A 16,445-nucleotide genomic window follows, 5' to 3' on the forward strand; every position below is an offset into this window, starting at 1 on the left:
CGGGCCGCGAGGGGGGACCGCCATGGATCTCGCTGAGATCTTCCGTGTCATGCGCAGGCGCTGGAAGGTGCTGTTGCCCGGGCTGCTGCTGACCGCGGCGCTGACCGCGGCCGTGGCACTGACGGTGCCGGTCACCTACCAGTCGCAGAGCACGGTGGTGCTGCTGAACTCGCAGAAGGCCACCGTCGCCTACGACGGCAACCCGTTCCTGAGCACGCAGACCTCGCTCACCGGGATGGCCGACAGCCTGGCCCGCAATCTCAACTCCGACGGCTCGCTCCGGGAGCTGAAGTCCCGGGGGGCGACGGGCACGTTCGAGGCGAAGCTCGCCGACAACGCGCAGGGGCCGCTGATGTGGCTCACCGTCACCGGCGACGACAAGGCCGGTGTCCTGGCCGCGGACCGCATCCTGACCGCGTACGCCCAGGAACGGCTGGAGCAGTTCCAGCGGCAGCAGCGGGTCGACCCGAAGGCCATGATCCGCATGACGACCGTCGTGCCGCCGCAGAACCCGCTGGCGCAGACCAAGACCCGGCTCGAGTACATGATCATGGCCGGAGGCCTGGGCCTGGTGCTGAGCCTGGTGGCCGTGTTCTTCGTGGAGGCGCGCCGGCGGCCGCGGGGTGCGGAGCCCGCGCTGCCCGCGTCGCCGGGGGCACCGGGCGAACCGGGGGAACCGGCCGTGGAGCGGACGATGGCGCTGCGGACCGCACCCAGCTGGTCCCGGTCCCCCGACGGCAGGCCGGCCGACGGCAGGCCGGCCGAGACCGGGTCCCCCGACGCCGTGTCCGCCCGGGATCCGAGGGCCGGGCGGTCCGTCATGACCGTGGAGTCCGCCGCCGAGCCGCTCGACGAGGAGTCTGCGCATGGACAGCATCGACAGCGTCCGCACACCGGACAGCGACACCGCTGAGCCGAGCGGCACTCCCGCTCCCGCCTCCCTCGGCCACCAGGTCCGTTCCGCGGCCCGCTGGAGCCTGGTCAACACCGTCGTCATGCGGCTGGGCAACTTCGCCACCGGCATCCTGCTGGCGCGCTTCGCGCTGGGCCCGGCCGAGTGGGGCGTCTACGGCATCGCCCAGACCGTGCTGCTGGTCCTGCTGTCGGCTAACGAACTCGGCGTCAGCCTGGCCCTGGTGCGCTGGGAGGGCGACCCGCGCCGCTTCGCGCCGACCGTGCTGACCCTGGCCACCGCCTCCAGCGGCCTGCTGTACGCGGCCCTGTTCGTCGCGGCGCCGACGGTCGCCGTGCTGCTGGACTCGCCCGACGCCACCGGCGTGCTGCGTGTGATGTGCCTGTGCCTGGTGATCGACGGCGTGGCGCAGGTGCCCGCCGCCATCCTCACCCGGGAGTTCGCGCAGGGGCGGCGGATGGTCATCGACGCGCTCAACTTCGTCGTCAGCACCTCCGTGACCCTGGCGCTGGCGTTCACCGGTGAGGGCGCGATGAGCTTCGCCTGGGGCGCGGTCGCCGGCAACATCGCCGCCCTCGCCGGCTGCGCGCTGGCCGCCCCCGGCACTCTGCGCTTCGGCTGGGACCCCGTGCAGGCCCGCGCGCTGCTGAGGTTCGGGCTGCCGCTGGCCGGTGCGAGCCTGCTCGCGCTCGCCGTCGTGAACGTGGACACCCTGGTCGTCGGCTCCGCCCTCGGCGGGGTCCCGCTCGGCTTCTACGTGCTGGCGTTCAACATGTCCGGCTGGCCGGTCCGCATCATCTCCGAGGCGGCCCGGCGGGTCTCCTTCGCGGGCTTCTCCCGTCTCGCCGACTCCCCGCAGGCCCTCGCGGACGGTTTCAGCCGCGCCCTCGGTGTCCTGGTCACCGGGACGGTGCCGCTGTGTGTGCTGCTCGGCGGGCTCGCCGCCCCGGTCGTCCACCTCGTGTACGGCAGCACCTGGGTGCCCGCCGCGGCCGCGCTGCCCTGGCTGATGGCCCTGGGCCTGGTCCGCATCGGCTGCGAACTCGCCTACGACTGCCTCATCGCCGCCGGCCGGCGCCGCTCGCTGATCCTCACCCAGGGCCTGTGGGTCGTCGCCCTGGTCCCCGTCCTGATCGGCGGCGCCCGGCTGAACGGCATCGTCGGCGTCTCCCAGGGCCATGTACTGGTCGCCGCCGGTCTGGTCGTGCCCGCCTTCCTGCACGCGCTCGGCCGGGCCGGAATAGGCCTCGCCCCCGTCGCCCGGGCCTGCGCCTGGCCGTTCCTGGGGGGCGCGGTGATGACCGTGGTGGTGCTCGCCGCCGAACGCTTCCTCGGAGACGGCCTCCTCGCCCTGTGTGTCACCCCAACGGCCGCCCTGGCCTGCTATGTAGTGTGCGTTCTGCCGAGCCGCCGCTTCCTGCTCGGCTCGCGTACCCCGGAGACCGTATGACGAGGCTGCGCCTCCTGCTCGCCGGCCTGGCCCTCGTGCTGTGCGCCGCCTGTTCGCCGGGCGGCGACCCCGCTCCGGCCCCCTCCCGGGAGAGGGCGCAGGACGCCAAGCCGCCGCTCCCCGGTGAGGCCGGCTTCCCGGACGCCCGCAGCACCGGCCCGCGCGTCGGCCTCACCCCGCACGGCGCGGGGAACGTCAGCATCAGGACCGACGGCACGGTCATCAAGGGCTGGGACCTCACCGGCTCCCTCGACATCTACGCCGACGACGTGACCGTCGTCGACTCCAGGATCACCTCCGCCAACTGGTGGGGGATCAATCTGCGCCCCGGCCACAGCGGTCTGAAGGTCCTGCACAGCACGATCACCGCCGTTCCCGGCAAGGGCCCGGACAACGGCGGGGTGGACTACGCCGTCTCCACCATGGGGACCGCTTCGACCGAGGTCGGCTGGTGCGACATCTCCGTGTTCGGCAACGCCCTGTCCATGGGCCAGGGATACCTGCACGACAACTACGTCCACGACCTGGTGCCGTTCCGCAACAGCGGTGGCGAGTGGCAGCACACCGACGCCGTGATCAGCGGCGGCGGCAACACCGGCGAGCTGGTCGTGCGGCACAACACGCTGCTCAACCCGGTCCCCGTCGACCGGGGGGCGTCCGCCGCCCTCGGCCTGTTCGCCGACGCCGGCCACGTCTCCCGGGTCAGCGTCGAGCGCAACCTGCTGGCCGGCGGCGCGTACGCGCTGTACGGGGGCGGGCCCGGCGCCACGAGGGTCAGGGTGACGGACAACGTGTTCTCCCGTCGCTACCACCGCAACTCCGGCGTCTACGGCGCCGTCACCGCCTGGAACGAGGGCGGCAGCGGGAACGTCTGGCGCGGCAACCGGTTCTCCGACGGCACCCCGATCGTCCCCGAGCCGGCCGGCTGAGGAAGAGGATCATGCGACGTATCGTCCGCGCCCCCTGGGAGCTGCTCAAGCGCGCGTTCGGCTGGCTCGTCCTCTTCGAGCTGCGCAACAAGGTCCTGCTCGCCCCCTCGGCGCTGCGACTGCGCCGCTTCGAGACCGCGGAGGTCCGCCGGCTCGCGGCCGCCGCAGCTCCCCCGCCGGCCGCGCTCGTCGCCACGGTCATCGCCACCCACCACCGCCCCGACGCGCTGCGGGCGGCCGTCCGTTCCGCTCTCGCCCAGAGCGTGCGCGACCAGGTCGTGATCGTGGTCGACGACGGCGCCGGGCTGCCCGAACTCCCGGCCGATTCACGGCTGTTCGCCGTGTCGTTGGCCCGTAACACGGGTGTGGCCGGCGTCGTGCGCAATGCGGGCATCCGCCTCACCCGTTCGCGGTACGTGGCGTTCCTGGACGACGACAACCTGTGGGAACCGGACCATCTGGAGCGGGCGCTGGCGGTGCTGGAGTCCCCCGGTGGGCCCGACGGCGTGTACACGGCGCTGCGCCGCGTCCTGCCGGACGGCACCGAACGGGACGTGCTCTCGGTGCCGTTCGACCGGCGGCGGGCCGCCCGGGAGTCGTTCCTGGACACCAACGCGTTCGTCGCGCGACGTACGAAAGCCCTGCACTTCAGCCGGTTGCGGCGGACGCCCGAGGTGATGCCGCGCGAGGACTGGGAGCTCATCCACCGCTACAGCCGCGGCCACCGAGTGCGCCACGTCCCGCACGCCACCGTGCGGTACCTGGTGAATCCCGGGAGTTTCTACACGACTTGGTCCGCCTGAGGCCCGGGGGCCGCCCGCAGCGCGCCCGGGGTGAGCAGCGCGCGGGCCGCGGTGCGGCTGGCGGCGCGGCCGAGAAGGGCGCGTGAGGTCTCCCGCAGCAGGACGGCCCCACGGAAACACGCTGTCGCGAGCGCTCCGTGGCGTCGCCGGTACAGCCGCACCCGGTTGAGGGTCAGCAGCGTCCACAGCCGGGGCGACACCTGCGAGTCCCCGCCCAGGTGGACGGCCTCGGCGGCCGGTTCCAGCCGTGTGGCGTGTCCGAGGTCGCGTGCCCGCAGGCAGTACTCGGTCTCCTCCGAGTAGAGGAAGAAGGACTCGTCCCACGGGCCGCACGCGGCCAGGCAGCCGGCCGAAATCGCCATGAGCGCGCCCGTCGCCCAGTCCGCCCGGGTCGGCCGCCGGTAGGCGTCCGGGTCGGTGACGAGTTCGCTCAGCGCCGGGAAGCGTCCGGCCCGGCGGTTGCCGATGACGGCCTCACCGAGGGCCCGCAGCACGCTCGACTCCCGGCGCAGCGAGTGGTGCGGGGTGTCCCGGCCCTCCTCGTACAGCAGGGGTACGGCGATGCCGACGCCGTCGCCGAGGCTGTCGACGAGGCGCCTGGCGCAGCCCCGCCGCATACGGATGTCCGGGTTGCAGATCAGGACGGCGTCGCAGCCGTCGGCGGCGGCCAGCGCCGCGTTGACGCCGGCGGCGTACCCGGCGTTGCGGCCGGTCTGCACGACGGTGGCGTCGGGGGCGAGGGTCTTCAGGACGTCGACGGTGTCGTCGGCGGAGTCGTTGTCGGCGACGACCAGCCGCCAGTCCAGACCGGTCATGCCGTCCGGGAGCGCGGCGAGGAACCCGGGGAGCACCGCAGCGCTGTTCCAGGTGACGACGATGACGGCGACGCGGCTCATCGGGACTCCACGAGATCGGGAAGCCGGGCTTCGGTGGGGGTGCCGCGGTTCACGACGGCGGCGGCAGCCTCCTCGCGCCGGATGAACCCGAGGTAGCTGCCTCCGGCGCCCAGCAGCAGGAAGAACATGCCGGCGAACATCGGGAAGCTCAGCGAGTCGAAGGTGGCGCTGATGACCAGCGCGACCAGGGAGGAGGCGAAGAACGCCTGCCCCAGTTCGCGGTCGGCCTCGGTGCGGGCGAGGCGCCGGATGGCGCCGCCCTGGTGGATGCCGGTGACGAACAGGGTGAGCAGGGCGAGCAGCCCGACCACCCCCATCTCGGCGAGGCCCAGCATGTACTGGTTGTCGGTGAAGAAGTACAGGTCGGGGGTGAAGGTGCCGAAGCCCCGCCCGATCAGCGGGTGTTCCTTCAGATACGGCACGATCGCGCTGTACTTCACCGTCCGGGCCTGGGTGCTGCTGTCGGAGTTGGACAGGAAGGAAGCGAACAGGCCCGTGATGGTGCCGATCAGACCCGGGATGAGCACCTTGAAGACGGCCACGGACGCCGTCATCACCCCGATCGCGGCCCAGCGCCTGGCCGGCTTCCAGCGCACCACCATCACCACGGCCACCAGCAGCAGGCCGATGATCGAGGTCCGCGACACCGACAGGGGCAGCGCACCGGCCAGCAGCACCACCGGCGCCCACCGGCGCCAGGGCCGCAGCCGACGGCGTACCGGATCGAAGGCCTGCTGGATCGCGAAGGGCAGCAGGATCGCCAGCACGCCGGCGAACTCCAGGGGCTGGGCAGTGGTGGAGCGGGGCCGGGTGAAGGCACCGCGGTCCATGACGGACACCTGGGCCACGCTGGTCTGCAGGCCGGGGATGTGCAGGGAGTCGGCGATGTTGGTGGCGGCGAAGAAGTCGTAGAAGCCGATCGCGGCGACGACGGACGCGAACACCACCACCCTGCGCAGCAGCACGTCGAGCCGGCCGCGCTCCTGCACGGCCGCCGACGTCAGAACGACCAGCGACACCCACACCAGGTAGCCGATCAGCCCCCGGTCGGCACCGAGGACCTCCTGGTGCGAGCTCTCCCGCATCGCGTCCGCGATGTACGCCAGGAGGACGGCCACCCCGAGCGCGCCCACCGCGACCCGGACGAGCCGGGTGCCCGGCGCGGGCAGGATGCGGCCGCCGAGCCAGGTCGCGAGGTACCACAACAGGCCGAGCAGGGCGAAGACGTTGGCCGGGGTGCCGACGCCGCCGAGCGCGGGCAGGGCGAGGTTCGACGGGATGAAGAAGGCCAGCGCCAGATAGACGGTGAGGATCGCCGTGGCGTCGACGCGCCGGGCGAGCACGCCCACCGGGGCCCGGCTCACCTTCGGCCGGGGCTCCGTGCGCCGCCGGCGGCGGACCACCGCGACACCCTCCATCAGGATCGACAGCAGGAACGCGCTGACGACCCCCACGATGACGACGGCCGCGACGTCCTGGTAGCGGCTCTTCGACTTCGCCACGGGCGTCTGCGGCAGGACGACGGGCGCCGTCTGCACCAGGTAGGCGGGCGGGACCTTGGCGGCCTCCTGCAGGGCGTCGAGCTGCTCACCGGCGAACGCGGTGAGGGTGTTGGTCTCCTCGAGCACCTTCGCCCGGTCGGTGCCGGTGACGCTGAGCGAGAGCAGCGGGCTCTCGCTCTGCGGTGCGAATCCCGCGGTGTACGGGTCGGTGACGCCCCGGCCGCGCAGTTCCTCCGCCGCCTCGCCGGAGGCCAGGGTGCGGATCAGCACGTCGGCCGTGACGATCAGAGAACCGCCCGCGTTCGACAGGGGGTTGCCGAACGTCGGGGCCAGCCGGGCGACGGCCGAGGAGTCCAGCAGGGCTACGGAACTCTGCGACTGGTAGGAGACGGGCACCGTCACGTACAGATAGCCGCCGCAGACCAGGCTGAGCAGGGTGAAGGGCACCATGAAGTACCAGCGTCTGCGCAGGATGGCCCATATCTCACCAAGGCTCACGAACCGTCCCCCCGATCGGTGGCGTCACGCCGCGCGTCCTGCCAGTATCGAGGGCGACGGAAGGATCTCCTATGTCGCCCGGGAACGTCGCCGACGCGCTGCTGCGGCGCTGGTACGTCGTGGTGGCCGCGCTGCTGCTGACGGCCGCCGGGGCCTGGCAGGTGGTACGTCCGGCACCCCAGTACGTCGGCTCCGCGGTGGTCGTGCTCAAGCCGCCGGTGACCCGGAACCAGCCCAACCAGCTGACCAATCTGCAGCCGCCGCTCGCCCTGGTCTCCTACTCGGTGATCCAGCAGCTCCAGTCCCCCGCGGGCGACCGGGAGCTGCGCGCGGCGGGCGTCGAGGGGACCTACCACCTGGTGCCCCGCAACAGCGGCACCAGCGCGACGCCCCGCTATCTGATCCCGTCCGTGCAGGTGCAGGCGCAGGCGTCGGACTCGGACGCGGCCGTGACCGCGGTACGCCGGGTCGTCGACGTCTACACCCGGCACGTCGGGGCGTTGCAGACGTCCCAGACGGTTCCCGACGGGGCGCGGATCACCGCCTCGGTCCTGGTCTCCCCGAGCGCCGCCGCAGTCCGGGGCACACCGAGCCGGGGCCTGGCCGGCGCCGCGCTGCTGGGCATGGCCGGCGGTGTGGTGGGCGCGTTGTGGCTCGACCGGTATCTGACGGGCCGTCGCAAGGTCACTCCCGGACGGCACGGCGGTCCGCTTCCCGTGGTCCCCTGAGCACGGTCGCATCAGATGCCGCGGCGCTTCCAGGACTGCCACCACAGCCACTCCTGGCCGCGGTCGGCCACGGCCGACCACACCAGTGGCTGCAGATACGGCATCGCCGCCGGTCCGATCCGCCGCCGCAGCCGTAGCGCGCGGTACTCGGGCAGGGCCCGGTAGCCCGGCAGGCACTCCTCGGCGAACGCGACGCACGCGTCGACCGGGACGACATCGGTACGGCCCCGGTCGTAGGCGCGGTAGGCGCGGCGCAGGGCGTAGCGGGCGAGCCGGGTGTGGACCTGTTCGGCGAGGCGGTCGCGCTGGGGCAGCCGGTCGGCGCACTTGGTGAGCACCGAGTCGAAGGCGACGAGGCGCTGGCGCAGGTCGTCGAGCTGGCCGCCGTAGTCGGTGGTGGACATGTTGTCGCCGTGGACGCGGTAGAAGGCCTGGTCGGCGCCGCGTACGTAGCCGACGTCGGCGTGGGCGGCGAGCCGCATCCACATCTCGATGTCACCGGCGTGCGGGAGGGCCGGGTCGTAGCCGCCGACGGCGCGCTGGAGGCTGGTGCGGACGACGACCTCGGGTGAGGTGATGCAGCCCGTGCCCTCCCGGAAGCGGCGCTCCAGCCACCACTGGCCGGGGTGGACGACGGAGCCGGTGGTGCGGGTGCGGGCCTTCGGCAGCGGGCCGCCGTGCCGGAAGCGCAGCGGGCGGCCGTAGGCGAACCCGGCCTCGGGATGGGCGTCGAGGAGGGCGGCGGCGCGGACCAGGGCGCCGGGGACGAGCCGGTCGTCGGCGGACAGCAGCGCCACGTAGTCGCCGTCGGCCCACTCCAGCAGGCCCTCGTTGTAGGTGGCGATGTGGCCCTTGTTGGTCTCGTGGACGCGGACCTCGATCCGCGGGTCGGAGGCGGCCAGCTTCCGCGCGACGTCGGCCGAGTCGTCGGGCGAGGCGTCGTCGATGACGAGGACCCGGACGTCCACGCCGTCCTGCTCGTCCAGGACGCTGCTGACGCAGTCGGCGAGGAAGTGGCCGTACTTGTAGCAGGGGATGACAACACTGACGGTGCTCATCGGTGCGACAGCCAATCCCCGGTGGTGGTCCGCGCGGAAGCGGACCACCACCGGTGCGCTCGGTCGGTCAGTTCTTCTTCTTGTGGACGGTCTTGCTGGTCAGGGTCCAGCTGTGGGACCGCACCGGGTGGCGGTGCTTGTCCCGGGCGCTGACCGTGACGGTGAACCGCGTGCCGTCCGGCAGCGGGGCCGACAGGTGGACGGACACCTTGTGGGTGGCCCGGTCGTAGGAGGTGACGGCCGTGACGTGGAGCTTCCTGGCGGCGGCTGCCGTGGGGCCGGGCAGGACGGTCACGGTCGCGGTGACGGAGGACAGGGCGGTGGCGGCGGGCAGGGCCGCGACGAGGGGGGTGGCCGCGTCGGCGGTGTGCGTCACCGAGGACGTGGTCACCTCCGAGGCGGTGGCCGGTGCGAGCATCCCGCTCGGGTTGTCGGCGGTGAGGACCGGGCCCACCCAGTAGTTCGCGGATCCGTAGGAGCTGTTCGGGAAGGCGGGGCCCGTGCCGTACCGGTAGAGCCCGTTGTGGTGCGCGGCGGTGTCGGCGGTGGCGGTCAGCGGATACGACTGGTGGGCCGCCGCGAAGTAGCCGCCGTCGACGGCGTAGTTGCCCTGCGGGGCGTGGTAGGAGACGACGTACGCGGTGTCGGCGGTGATGGCCACCGGGGTGGCGAAGGTCAGCGTCTGCCAGCCCGAGGCCGTCTCGTTCGTGAACGTGCCGCTGCCGAGCAGGGTGCCGTCGTCGCTCCACAGGCTGCCGGTGTGGGTGCCGGTGTTGCCGGTGCCCTTGTAGAAGGTGACGCCGGTGACCCAGCCGGCGGTCGACGAGGTGAACCTGGTGCCCAGTTCGACGGAGTTGGCGTCACCGGTCACGTCGGCGGTGGCCGGGACGGTGCCGGCGTTCCAGAGCGTGCAGGGGCAGGTGACCGCCGGCGGGGTGGAACCGGTGGTGAAGTTCCAGGTCACCGGGGCCGCCAGGGCGTTGCCCCACACGTCGGTGGCCTGCACGGACGCCGTGTAGGTGGTGTGCAGCGCCAGTTCGGTCGACGGGGTGAAGGTCGCCTTGTTCGCCGCGGGGAGCGTGACGGTGCCCGGCACGGCGCTGCCGCCGGGGTCCTTCACGGTGAACGTGAGGCTGTCCGCGTCGACGGCCGCGTTGAAGGTGGCCGACACCGGTGCGGTGATCGACGTGTTGACCGCCCCGGAGGTCGGGGACGTCGCCGTGACGGTGGGCGGGGCCGTGCCGGCCGTCGAGGTGTCGAGCACCGCGTCGACCCAGTAGTTGCTGCCGGAGGACTGCGAGGTCGGGAAGGCGCTGGTGGAGCTGTACCGGTAGACGCCGTTGCCGCCGTCGGTGCCGGACTTCAGTGCCGTGAGCGGGGCGAGGCCGGCGTCGCTGTCGGTGAAGTAGCCGCCGTCGTAGGAGTAGCCGCCGTTGGGGGCGAAGTAGGAGGCGACGTAGGTGGTGTTCGCCTTGACCGCCACCGGGGTGGGGAAGTTCAGCTGCTGCCAGCCGGAGGCCGTCTCGTTCGTGAAGGTGCCGGTGGCCAGGCGGGTGCCGGAGGCGGTCCACAGGCTGCCGGTGTGGGTGCCCGTGTTGGCGGGCGACTTGTAGAAGCGGACACCGGTGATCGAACCGGCCGCCGTGGTGCGGAACTTGACGCCCAGCTCCAACGAGCTGCCGTCGCCCGCGTTGACGGTGCCGGGCACGGCCGAGGCCGGCCAGACGGTGCAGGGGCAGGTCTGCGGGCCGACGGTCACCGGGAGGGTCGTGGCGGCGCCGATGTTGACGCTGTCGTCGACGGCGCGCACCTTGAGGGAGGCCGGCCCCGGTGTGGTCGGGGTCCAGGTGTACTTCCAGGAGGTGAGACCGGTGGCGGCGTTCCATGTGGCGCCGCCGTCCGTGGACACCTCCACGCGGGCGACCACTCCCCCGCCGGTGTCGGTGGCGGTGCCGGTGAGGGTGACGGGCTTCAGCGCCGGGAGGGTGGCACCCGAGGCGGGGCTCGTCACGGTGACCGCGGGTCCGGTGCCGTCGGTGGAGGCGGTGGCGGCGGCGAGGTTGCTCTGCGGGGTCTTCGGCTGGACGCCCATGTCGGCGAGGATGTTCACGGTCGCCTGCTGCATCCGGGCGTCCTCGGTGACCACCGTGTCGGCGGGGTCGTAGGTGGGGACATTGGTCAGTCCCCATGACCACTGCACGGTGCCGGAGCCGAACACCAGCGCCCCGGAGTCCTGGTCGCGGAACGCGACGAGGCTGTGCGTCGCGGTGCCGTTGCCGTAGACGTTGCCCCAGTCCAGGCGGTACTTGCCGTCGGTGATGTCCACCGTCGTGGAGGACAGGTCGATCGCCCCGGCCGGCCGGGTGCCGTTGGCGATGTCGCTGTCCCACTCGTAGCCGAGGGTGCCGGCCGGGAAGGTGGCGGTCTGGCCCGGTGTGAGGTTGGCGATCGAGGTGTTGCGCCACAGCCGGTTCCTGCCGTACGAGCCGGGGACCGTGATGGCGTCGTTGCGGTATCCGTTCACCGTGAACATGGAGCCGGTGAGGATGTTCGGCGGCTGGTAGGCCTGCCCGTACTGGGCGCCGGCCGGGTCCATCCAGGTGCCGGTCCAGCTGCCGCTGGGGTCGGCGATGCCGTTGTTCTGCGCCATCTTGGTCATCTTGTAACAGACCAGGGTGCGGTTCGCCGTGGTCGCGCCGTCGATGCTCGGGGCGAGGCGGGTCTTCCAGAAGACCTCGTTGCCGCTGAAGAAGGCCTCGCGCAGCCCGGCCTTGCGGGCCGCCAGCACGTTGGAGTACTGGCTCTGCGTCCAGTACTCGTCGTGGCCGGAGGACAGGTACACCTTGTGGTTCTTCAGCAGAGTGGCGCCGTTGGTGGAGACGTCCACACCGGACAGATAGCTCACGTCGTAGCCGTTGCGCTCCAGCCACGACAGCATCATGAACTCGGAGCCGTAGATGCCGTTGTCGCCGCCGATGTCCAGCGGCCGGTTGTAACTGACCTCGTAGGCGCGGCCGTCGGGCGCGGGGCCGGCGCCGCCGTACAGGTCCTGGCCGCCGTAGTCGTTGTAGGCCTGCCAGGTCTGGTCGCTGGTCTGCACGACGACGTCGGAGGTGCTGGAGTCCTTGCGGACGACGAACGGGTACGGCATCAGGCCGTCGCCGTCGGTCTGCGTGATGTTCGCGATGTACAGGCCGGACACGGCGTCGCCGGGCACGGTCCAGCTCGCGGTCACCGGCCAGTTGCCGCAGTCGACCAGGCCGGTGGCGCTCTCGGTGGTGCAGCTCCTGGGACCGGTCGTGTAGTTCGCCGGGTACGTCACCGCGGCCTGCGCCGCCGTCGACACCTCCCGGGCGCCGTCACCGCCGTACCAGCCCAGCCGGTAGATCTCGATGCGGTACGGGGTCTTCGACTGGACCTTGAACTGGACCGTGTCGCCCGCCTGGACGCTCTCCTTGGTGGTGAACCCCTTGATGTCACCGTAGGCGTTGGCCGAGAACCAGTCGGACTTCGGGCTGCCCGGTTTGGAGTTCTCGCAGACGACCGGGTTCGATCCCGCACCGCACGGATCGGTGACCGCCTGGGCGGGGACGGCCTGCGGTAGCACTGTCCAGATCAACGCTGCGACGACGGCGAGGCGCCCGCCCCGCAGCCGTCTGCTCCAACTGTTCATGAGTACCTCTCAGCGGTGCTGTGCAGGACCGACCCGTGCGGTCGGGGTGGAGCGGGGATGGTTCAGCAGGCGAGCGCCGCGGTGAGCACGTCCACGACCCGCTGCTGCTGGTCGGGGGTGATCTGCGGGTAGAGCGGAAGCGACAGGATCCGCTCGGCCGCCTTCTCGGCGTTCGGGAAGTCGCCCGGGGAGTGGCCGAGATGGCGGTACGCCGGGGTGAGGTGGACGGGTTGCGGATAGTGCACGCCCGCGCCGATGCCCTCGGCGCCCAGCTTGCCGACCACGTCGTCGCGGTCCGCGCCGGTGATCTGGACGACGTACAGGTGCCAGACGTGGACATTGCCGGGCGCCGTCACCGGCAGGACGACCCGGCCGCCGGCCGCCAGGCCGGTGAGCAGCGCGTCGTAGCGGGCGGCGGCCGCGCGGCGGGCCGCGTTGCCGTCCGTGAGGCGGGCCAGCTTCGCGCGCAGGACGACGGCCTGCAGTCCGTCCAGGCGGCTGTTGAAGCCGGGCACGTCGTGGCGGTACTTGGCGACGCCGCCGTGGTTGGCGATCGCACGGACCAGGTCGGCGCGTTCCTCGTCGTCGGTGAGGACCGCGCCCGCGTCGCCGTAGGCGCCCAGGTTCTTGCCCGGGTAGAAGCTGGTGGCGGCGATGGAGCCGCTGCCCGGTGTGCGGCCGCCACAGCTGGCGCCCTGGCACTGCGCGGCGTCCTCGACGACGCGGACATGGCCGGGGAGCCGGCCGGTCAGCGCGGTGACGTCGGACATCTGACCGTACAGGTGCACCGGCACCACCGCGCGGGTGGCCGGGCCGACCGCGTCCAGCGCGGCCTGCGGATCCAGCAGATGGCTGTCGGGCAGGCAGTCCGCGAGGACCGGGCGGGCGCCGATGCGGGCCACCGCGCCGACGGTGGCGATGAACGTGTTGGCGGGCACCACGACCTCGTCGCCGGGCCCCACCCCGCCGGCCCGCAGGGCGAGTTCGACGGCGTCGGTGCCGTTGGCGACGCCCACGCAGTGCGCGACGCGGCCGAAGTCGGCGTACTCGCGCTCGAAGAGGCGGACCTCCTCCCCGCCGATGAACGCCGTGTTCGCCAGGACGCGTTCGAAGCCGGCCCGTACCTCGTCGGCGACCTCCGCGTGGGCCGCCTTCAGGTCCACCAGTGGAATCCGGTTCATGCGTGTGGTCCCCCCATTGCTCTCAGCGCGAGTTCGTCCAGCGCCGGGGCGGCCGCCTCGCGCAGCCGCCGGGCCGGGCTCCCCACCCAGACCTCTCCCGGCGGTACGTCGCCGAGCACGGTGCTCCCCATCCCGATCTGCGACCAGGCGCCGACCGTGGTGCCCTCCCGGACCAGGGCCCCGGAGCCCACATAGCTGCCCGTGGCCAGCCGCACTCCCCCGCCCAGGCACACACCGGACGCGACGGTGGCGAAGTCCTCGACGACGTCGTCGTGGGTGAGGACGGTGTGCGGCATCACCGCGACGTGCGCGCCCACCCGTACGGCGGCCGTCAGCGCGCAGTGCGCGAGCAGCACCGAGCCGGGGCCGACGCGCGAGGTCGCCGAGACGGCCGCGGTCGGGTGGACCACGGTGGCGTAGCGGTCCTCGGGCAGGTCGAGCCGGCGCACCAGGCGGGCGCGGGCGCCGTAGTCGCGCGGGTTGCCCACGCAGATCACCACGTCGGCGTCGGGCAGGTCGTGGACCAGGTCCGTGCCGCCGAGGACGGGCAGGCCGTCGACGTCGGTGCCGTGCAGGGCCCGGTTGTCGTCGAGGTGCCCGAGCAGCGTGACCTCGCCCGCGTCCCGTACGGCCTGCGCGGTCTCCCGGGCGAAGCCGCCGGCGCCGATGATCAGCAGCGTGTTCATCGTGCGGCCTGGGCGCGCAGAGCGGCCACCACGCGGTCCTGCTGGACCTCGGTCATCGTGTGGAACAGCGGCAGGATCAGCGAGTCGCGGCTGATCCGTTCGGTGACCGGCAGCGGCGCGCCGTGGTGGCCGGCGTAGGCGGGTTCGAGGTGTGCGGCCATGATGCCGCGGCGGGCGGAGACGCCGGCCGCGGCGAGCGCGGCGAGCAGGTCGTCCCGGCCGACGGGGAAGTCCGGCTCGAGCAGCACCCAGTAGGACTGGAAGTTGCTCTCGCCGTGCTCGGGGTCGCGGACCGGGGTGAGGCCCGGGATGTCCCGCAGCAACGCCTCGTAGCGGGCCGCCAGTTCCCGGCGGCGGTTGATCATCGCGTCGAGTTTGCCGAGCTGGACCAGGCCGACCGCGGCCTGGATGTCCGTCATCCGGTAGTTGTAGCCGACCTCGAGATAGCTCTCCAGGACGGGCTTGTCGCTGGCGTGACGCTCGGCCGCCGAGGCGTTCATGCCGTGTTCGCGCAGCCGGCGCAGACGGGCCGCCCATCCGGCGTCGTCGGTGGTGATCATGCCGCCCTCGCCGGTGGTGACGATCTTGCGGGGGTGGAAGGACCAGGCCGCGACCAGGGCGCCCTGTCCGACGGGCTTGCCGCCGGCCGTGGAGCCGATGGCGCAGGCCGCGTCCTCGACCAGCGGGATCTGCCAGTCGGCGCAGGCGGCGCGCAGGGCGTGCACGTCGGCCGGGACGCCGCCCTGGTGGACGGCGAGGACGGCCCGGGTGCGCGGGGTGCGGACCGCGTCCACGGTGTCCGTGGTCAGGTTGCCGGTGGCCGGGTCCACGTCCGCGAACACCGGCTCGGCGCCGACGTGGCGCACCGCGTTGGCGGTGGCGATGAAGGACAGCGAGGGCACCACGACCTGGTCGCCGGGCCCGAGTCCGAGGGCGACGAGGGACAGGTGCAGGGCGGTGGTGCAGGAGCTGACCGCGACGGCGTGCTCGGCGCCGACGCGCTCGGCGAAGGCCCGCTCGAAGGCGGCGACCCGGGGGCCCTGGGCGACCCAGCCGGACAGTACGGCCTCGGAGGCGGCCCGGGCCTCCTCCTCGCCCAGCCAGGGGATCATCACGGGGATGCGGTCGGTGCTCACTTGGCCGCCTCCCGCTCCGCACGCCACCACGCGACCAGGTCCTTGAGCCCGGTGCGCAGGTCGATGTGGGCGGTGAAGCCGAGCCGCTCGGCGGCCCGGCTGGTGTCGGCGAGGCGCCGGACCACGTTGTTCACGGTGCGGGCGGGGCCGTACTCGGGCTCCAGGCCGGTGGCGCCCATCGCCTCCAGCAGGCCCTCGGCCAGCTCCTTCAGCGAGGTCTCCGTGCCGCCGGCGACGTTGAACACCTCGTCGGTGACCGGGGACTCGGCGGCCAGCACATTGGCGCGGGCGATGTCGCGGACGTCGACGAAGTCCATGGTCTGGGTGCCGTCACCGAGGATCAGCGGCGGCTCGCCCGCCTCGATGCGTTCCATCCAGCGGATGAGCACCTCGGTGTACAGGCCGTGGATGTCCATCCGGGGGCCGTACACGTTGAAGTAGCGCAGGGCCACGTAATCGAGCCCGAACATGGCGTGGAAGCTGCGCAGCATGCCCTCGTTGAAGGCCTTGGCGGCGCCGTAGAACGTGTCGTTGTTGTAGGGGTGGTGGCGCTCGGTCGTCGGGAACTTCTCGGCCATGCCGTAGACGGACGCCGAGGACGAGGCGACGATCTTGGAGACGCCGGCGTCGACCGCCGCCTCCAGGACGTTGAAGGTGCCGTCGACCATCACCTCGTTGGCGAGCCGGGGTTCCTCGGCGCACTGCGTGATGCGGATCGCGGCGAGGTGGAACACCAGGTCGGCGCCCTCGGTGACCTTGCGGACCAGGGCGGCGTCACGGATGTCGCCCTCGACGACCCGCACGGTGTTGCTCCTAAGTGCCTGGGCGAGGTTGGCCATGCGCCCGCGCACGAAGTTGTCGAGCACGACGATCTCGCGGGCACCGCCCTCGGCCAGGAGGTCGACCAGGTGCGAGCCGATGGTGCCCGCCCCTCCGGTGACCAGGATCTTCTTGCCTCGTACGCTGCTCAACTGCTTGGCCCTCTCGCTGAT

13 protein-coding genes are annotated in these 16,445 nt (G+C 72.4%); 5 read left to right on the plus strand and 8 right to left on the minus strand.

Translation table 11 applies throughout. The features are described from left to right. The first annotated feature begins 22 nt into the window (after positions 1-22). Genes ACF1GV_RS06695 through ACF1GV_RS06710 form a run of 4 tightly spaced genes read left to right on the plus strand, consistent with a single transcriptional unit; the run spans position 23 to position 4,095 of the window. On the plus strand, positions 23-913 hold the full coding sequence (locus tag ACF1GV_RS06695) for a Wzz/FepE/Etk N-terminal domain-containing protein (protein ID WP_391678615.1): 891 nt from the start codon (positions 23-25) through the stop codon (positions 911-913). Next, positions 867-2,363, plus strand: coding sequence for an oligosaccharide flippase family protein (locus ACF1GV_RS06700; protein ID WP_391678618.1), 1,497 nt, complete (start codon positions 867-869; stop codon positions 2,361-2,363). The genes ACF1GV_RS06695 and ACF1GV_RS06700 overlap by 47 nt, the downstream gene beginning before the upstream one ends. Further along, positions 2,360-3,292 (plus strand): hypothetical protein, encoded by a 933-nt coding sequence (locus ACF1GV_RS06705; protein ID WP_391678620.1) that lies wholly within the window; start codon positions 2,360-2,362, stop codon positions 3,290-3,292. Before ACF1GV_RS06700 ends, ACF1GV_RS06705 begins: the two co-directional genes overlap by 4 nt. 11 nt (positions 3,293-3,303) lie before the next feature. Next, positions 3,304-4,095 (plus strand): glycosyltransferase family 2 protein, encoded by a 792-nt coding sequence (locus ACF1GV_RS06710; protein WP_391678623.1) that lies wholly within the window; start codon positions 3,304-3,306, stop codon positions 4,093-4,095. Here the strand turns inward: ACF1GV_RS06710 and ACF1GV_RS06715 are convergent. Both ACF1GV_RS06715 and ACF1GV_RS06720 read right to left on the minus strand, forming a co-directional pair. Beyond that, positions 4,074-4,991 (minus strand): glycosyltransferase family 2 protein, encoded by a 918-nt coding sequence (locus ACF1GV_RS06715; RefSeq protein WP_391678625.1) that lies wholly within the window; start codon positions 4,989-4,991, stop codon positions 4,074-4,076. The two genes, ACF1GV_RS06710 and ACF1GV_RS06715, sit on opposite strands and share 22 nt — an antisense overlap. Then, on the minus strand, positions 4,988-6,991 hold the full coding sequence (locus ACF1GV_RS06720; RefSeq protein ID WP_391678627.1) for an O-antigen ligase family protein: 2,004 nt from the start codon (positions 6,989-6,991) through the stop codon (positions 4,988-4,990). Before ACF1GV_RS06720 ends, ACF1GV_RS06715 begins: the two co-directional genes overlap by 4 nt. A gap of 71 nt (positions 6,992-7,062) precedes the next feature. Between ACF1GV_RS06720 and ACF1GV_RS06725 the strand changes: the two genes are divergently transcribed. Then, positions 7,063-7,719 carry a hypothetical protein gene (locus ACF1GV_RS06725; RefSeq protein WP_391678629.1) on the plus strand — a complete coding sequence of 219 codons (657 nt, stop codon included), beginning with the start codon at positions 7,063-7,065 and terminating at the stop codon, positions 7,717-7,719. 11 nt (positions 7,720-7,730) lie between these two features. On the opposite strand, the gene ACF1GV_RS06730 is transcribed toward ACF1GV_RS06725, so the two are convergent. The 6 genes from ACF1GV_RS06730 to ACF1GV_RS06755 form a co-directional block, all read right to left on the minus strand. After that, the gene (locus ACF1GV_RS06730) at positions 7,731-8,777 is read right to left on the minus strand and encodes a glycosyltransferase (protein WP_391678631.1); all 1,047 of its coding nucleotides are present in this window, start codon (positions 8,775-8,777) and stop codon (positions 7,731-7,733) included. Between the two features lie 67 nt (positions 8,778-8,844). Further along, positions 8,845-12,450: a DUF4082 domain-containing protein gene (locus ACF1GV_RS06735; RefSeq protein WP_391678632.1), complete on the minus strand. Its 3,606-nt coding sequence runs from the start codon at positions 12,448-12,450 to the stop codon at positions 8,845-8,847. 62 nt (positions 12,451-12,512) lie between these two features. Continuing rightward, complete coding sequence (locus ACF1GV_RS06740) at positions 12,513-13,631, minus strand: DegT/DnrJ/EryC1/StrS family aminotransferase (RefSeq protein ID WP_391678635.1); 1,119 nt, start codon at positions 13,629-13,631, stop codon at positions 12,513-12,515. Next, positions 13,628-14,317 (minus strand): acetyltransferase, encoded by a 690-nt coding sequence (locus tag ACF1GV_RS06745; RefSeq protein ID WP_391678637.1) that lies wholly within the window; start codon positions 14,315-14,317, stop codon positions 13,628-13,630. Before ACF1GV_RS06745 ends, ACF1GV_RS06740 begins: the two co-directional genes overlap by 4 nt. Beyond that, positions 14,314-15,453: a DegT/DnrJ/EryC1/StrS family aminotransferase gene (locus ACF1GV_RS06750; protein WP_391678639.1), complete on the minus strand. Its 1,140-nt coding sequence runs from the start codon at positions 15,451-15,453 to the stop codon at positions 14,314-14,316. The genes ACF1GV_RS06745 and ACF1GV_RS06750 overlap by 4 nt, the downstream gene beginning before the upstream one ends. Next, entirely contained in the window at positions 15,450-16,424 is a 975-nt protein-coding gene (locus ACF1GV_RS06755) for an SDR family NAD(P)-dependent oxidoreductase (RefSeq protein WP_391678640.1), read from the minus strand. The genes ACF1GV_RS06750 and ACF1GV_RS06755 overlap by 4 nt, the downstream gene beginning before the upstream one ends. Positions 16,425-16,445: the final 21 nt, after the last annotated feature.

Source organism: Streptomyces sp. NPDC014006 (assembly GCF_043088925.1).
GTDB lineage: Bacteria > Actinomycetota > Actinomycetes > Streptomycetales > Streptomycetaceae > Streptomyces.

Bases quoted from the DNA above. Each gene is read 5' to 3' on its own strand.
- ACF1GV_RS06695 (WP_391678615.1), top strand. From the start codon at position 23: ATGGATCTCGCTGAGATCTTCCGTGTCATGCGCAGGCGCTGGAAGGTG.
- ACF1GV_RS06700 (WP_391678618.1), top strand. From the start codon at position 867: ATGGACAGCATCGACAGCGTCCGCACACCGGACAGCGACACCGCTGAG.
- ACF1GV_RS06705 (WP_391678620.1), top strand. From the start codon at position 2,360: ATGACGAGGCTGCGCCTCCTGCTCGCCGGCCTGGCCCTCGTGCTGTGC.
- ACF1GV_RS06710 (WP_391678623.1), top strand. From the start codon at position 3,304: ATGCGACGTATCGTCCGCGCCCCCTGGGAGCTGCTCAAGCGCGCGTTC.
- ACF1GV_RS06715 (WP_391678625.1), bottom strand. From the start codon at position 4,991: ATGAGCCGCGTCGCCGTCATCGTCGTCACCTGGAACAGCGCTGCGGTG.
- ACF1GV_RS06725 (WP_391678629.1), top strand. From the start codon at position 7,063: ATGTCGCCCGGGAACGTCGCCGACGCGCTGCTGCGGCGCTGGTACGTC.
- ACF1GV_RS06730 (WP_391678631.1), bottom strand. From the start codon at position 8,777: ATGAGCACCGTCAGTGTTGTCATCCCCTGCTACAAGTACGGCCACTTC.
- ACF1GV_RS06735 (WP_391678632.1), bottom strand. From the start codon at position 12,450: ATGAACAGTTGGAGCAGACGGCTGCGGGGCGGGCGCCTCGCCGTCGTC.
- ACF1GV_RS06740 (WP_391678635.1), bottom strand. From the start codon at position 13,631: ATGAACCGGATTCCACTGGTGGACCTGAAGGCGGCCCACGCGGAGGTC.
- ACF1GV_RS06745 (WP_391678637.1), bottom strand. From the start codon at position 14,317: ATGAACACGCTGCTGATCATCGGCGCCGGCGGCTTCGCCCGGGAGACC.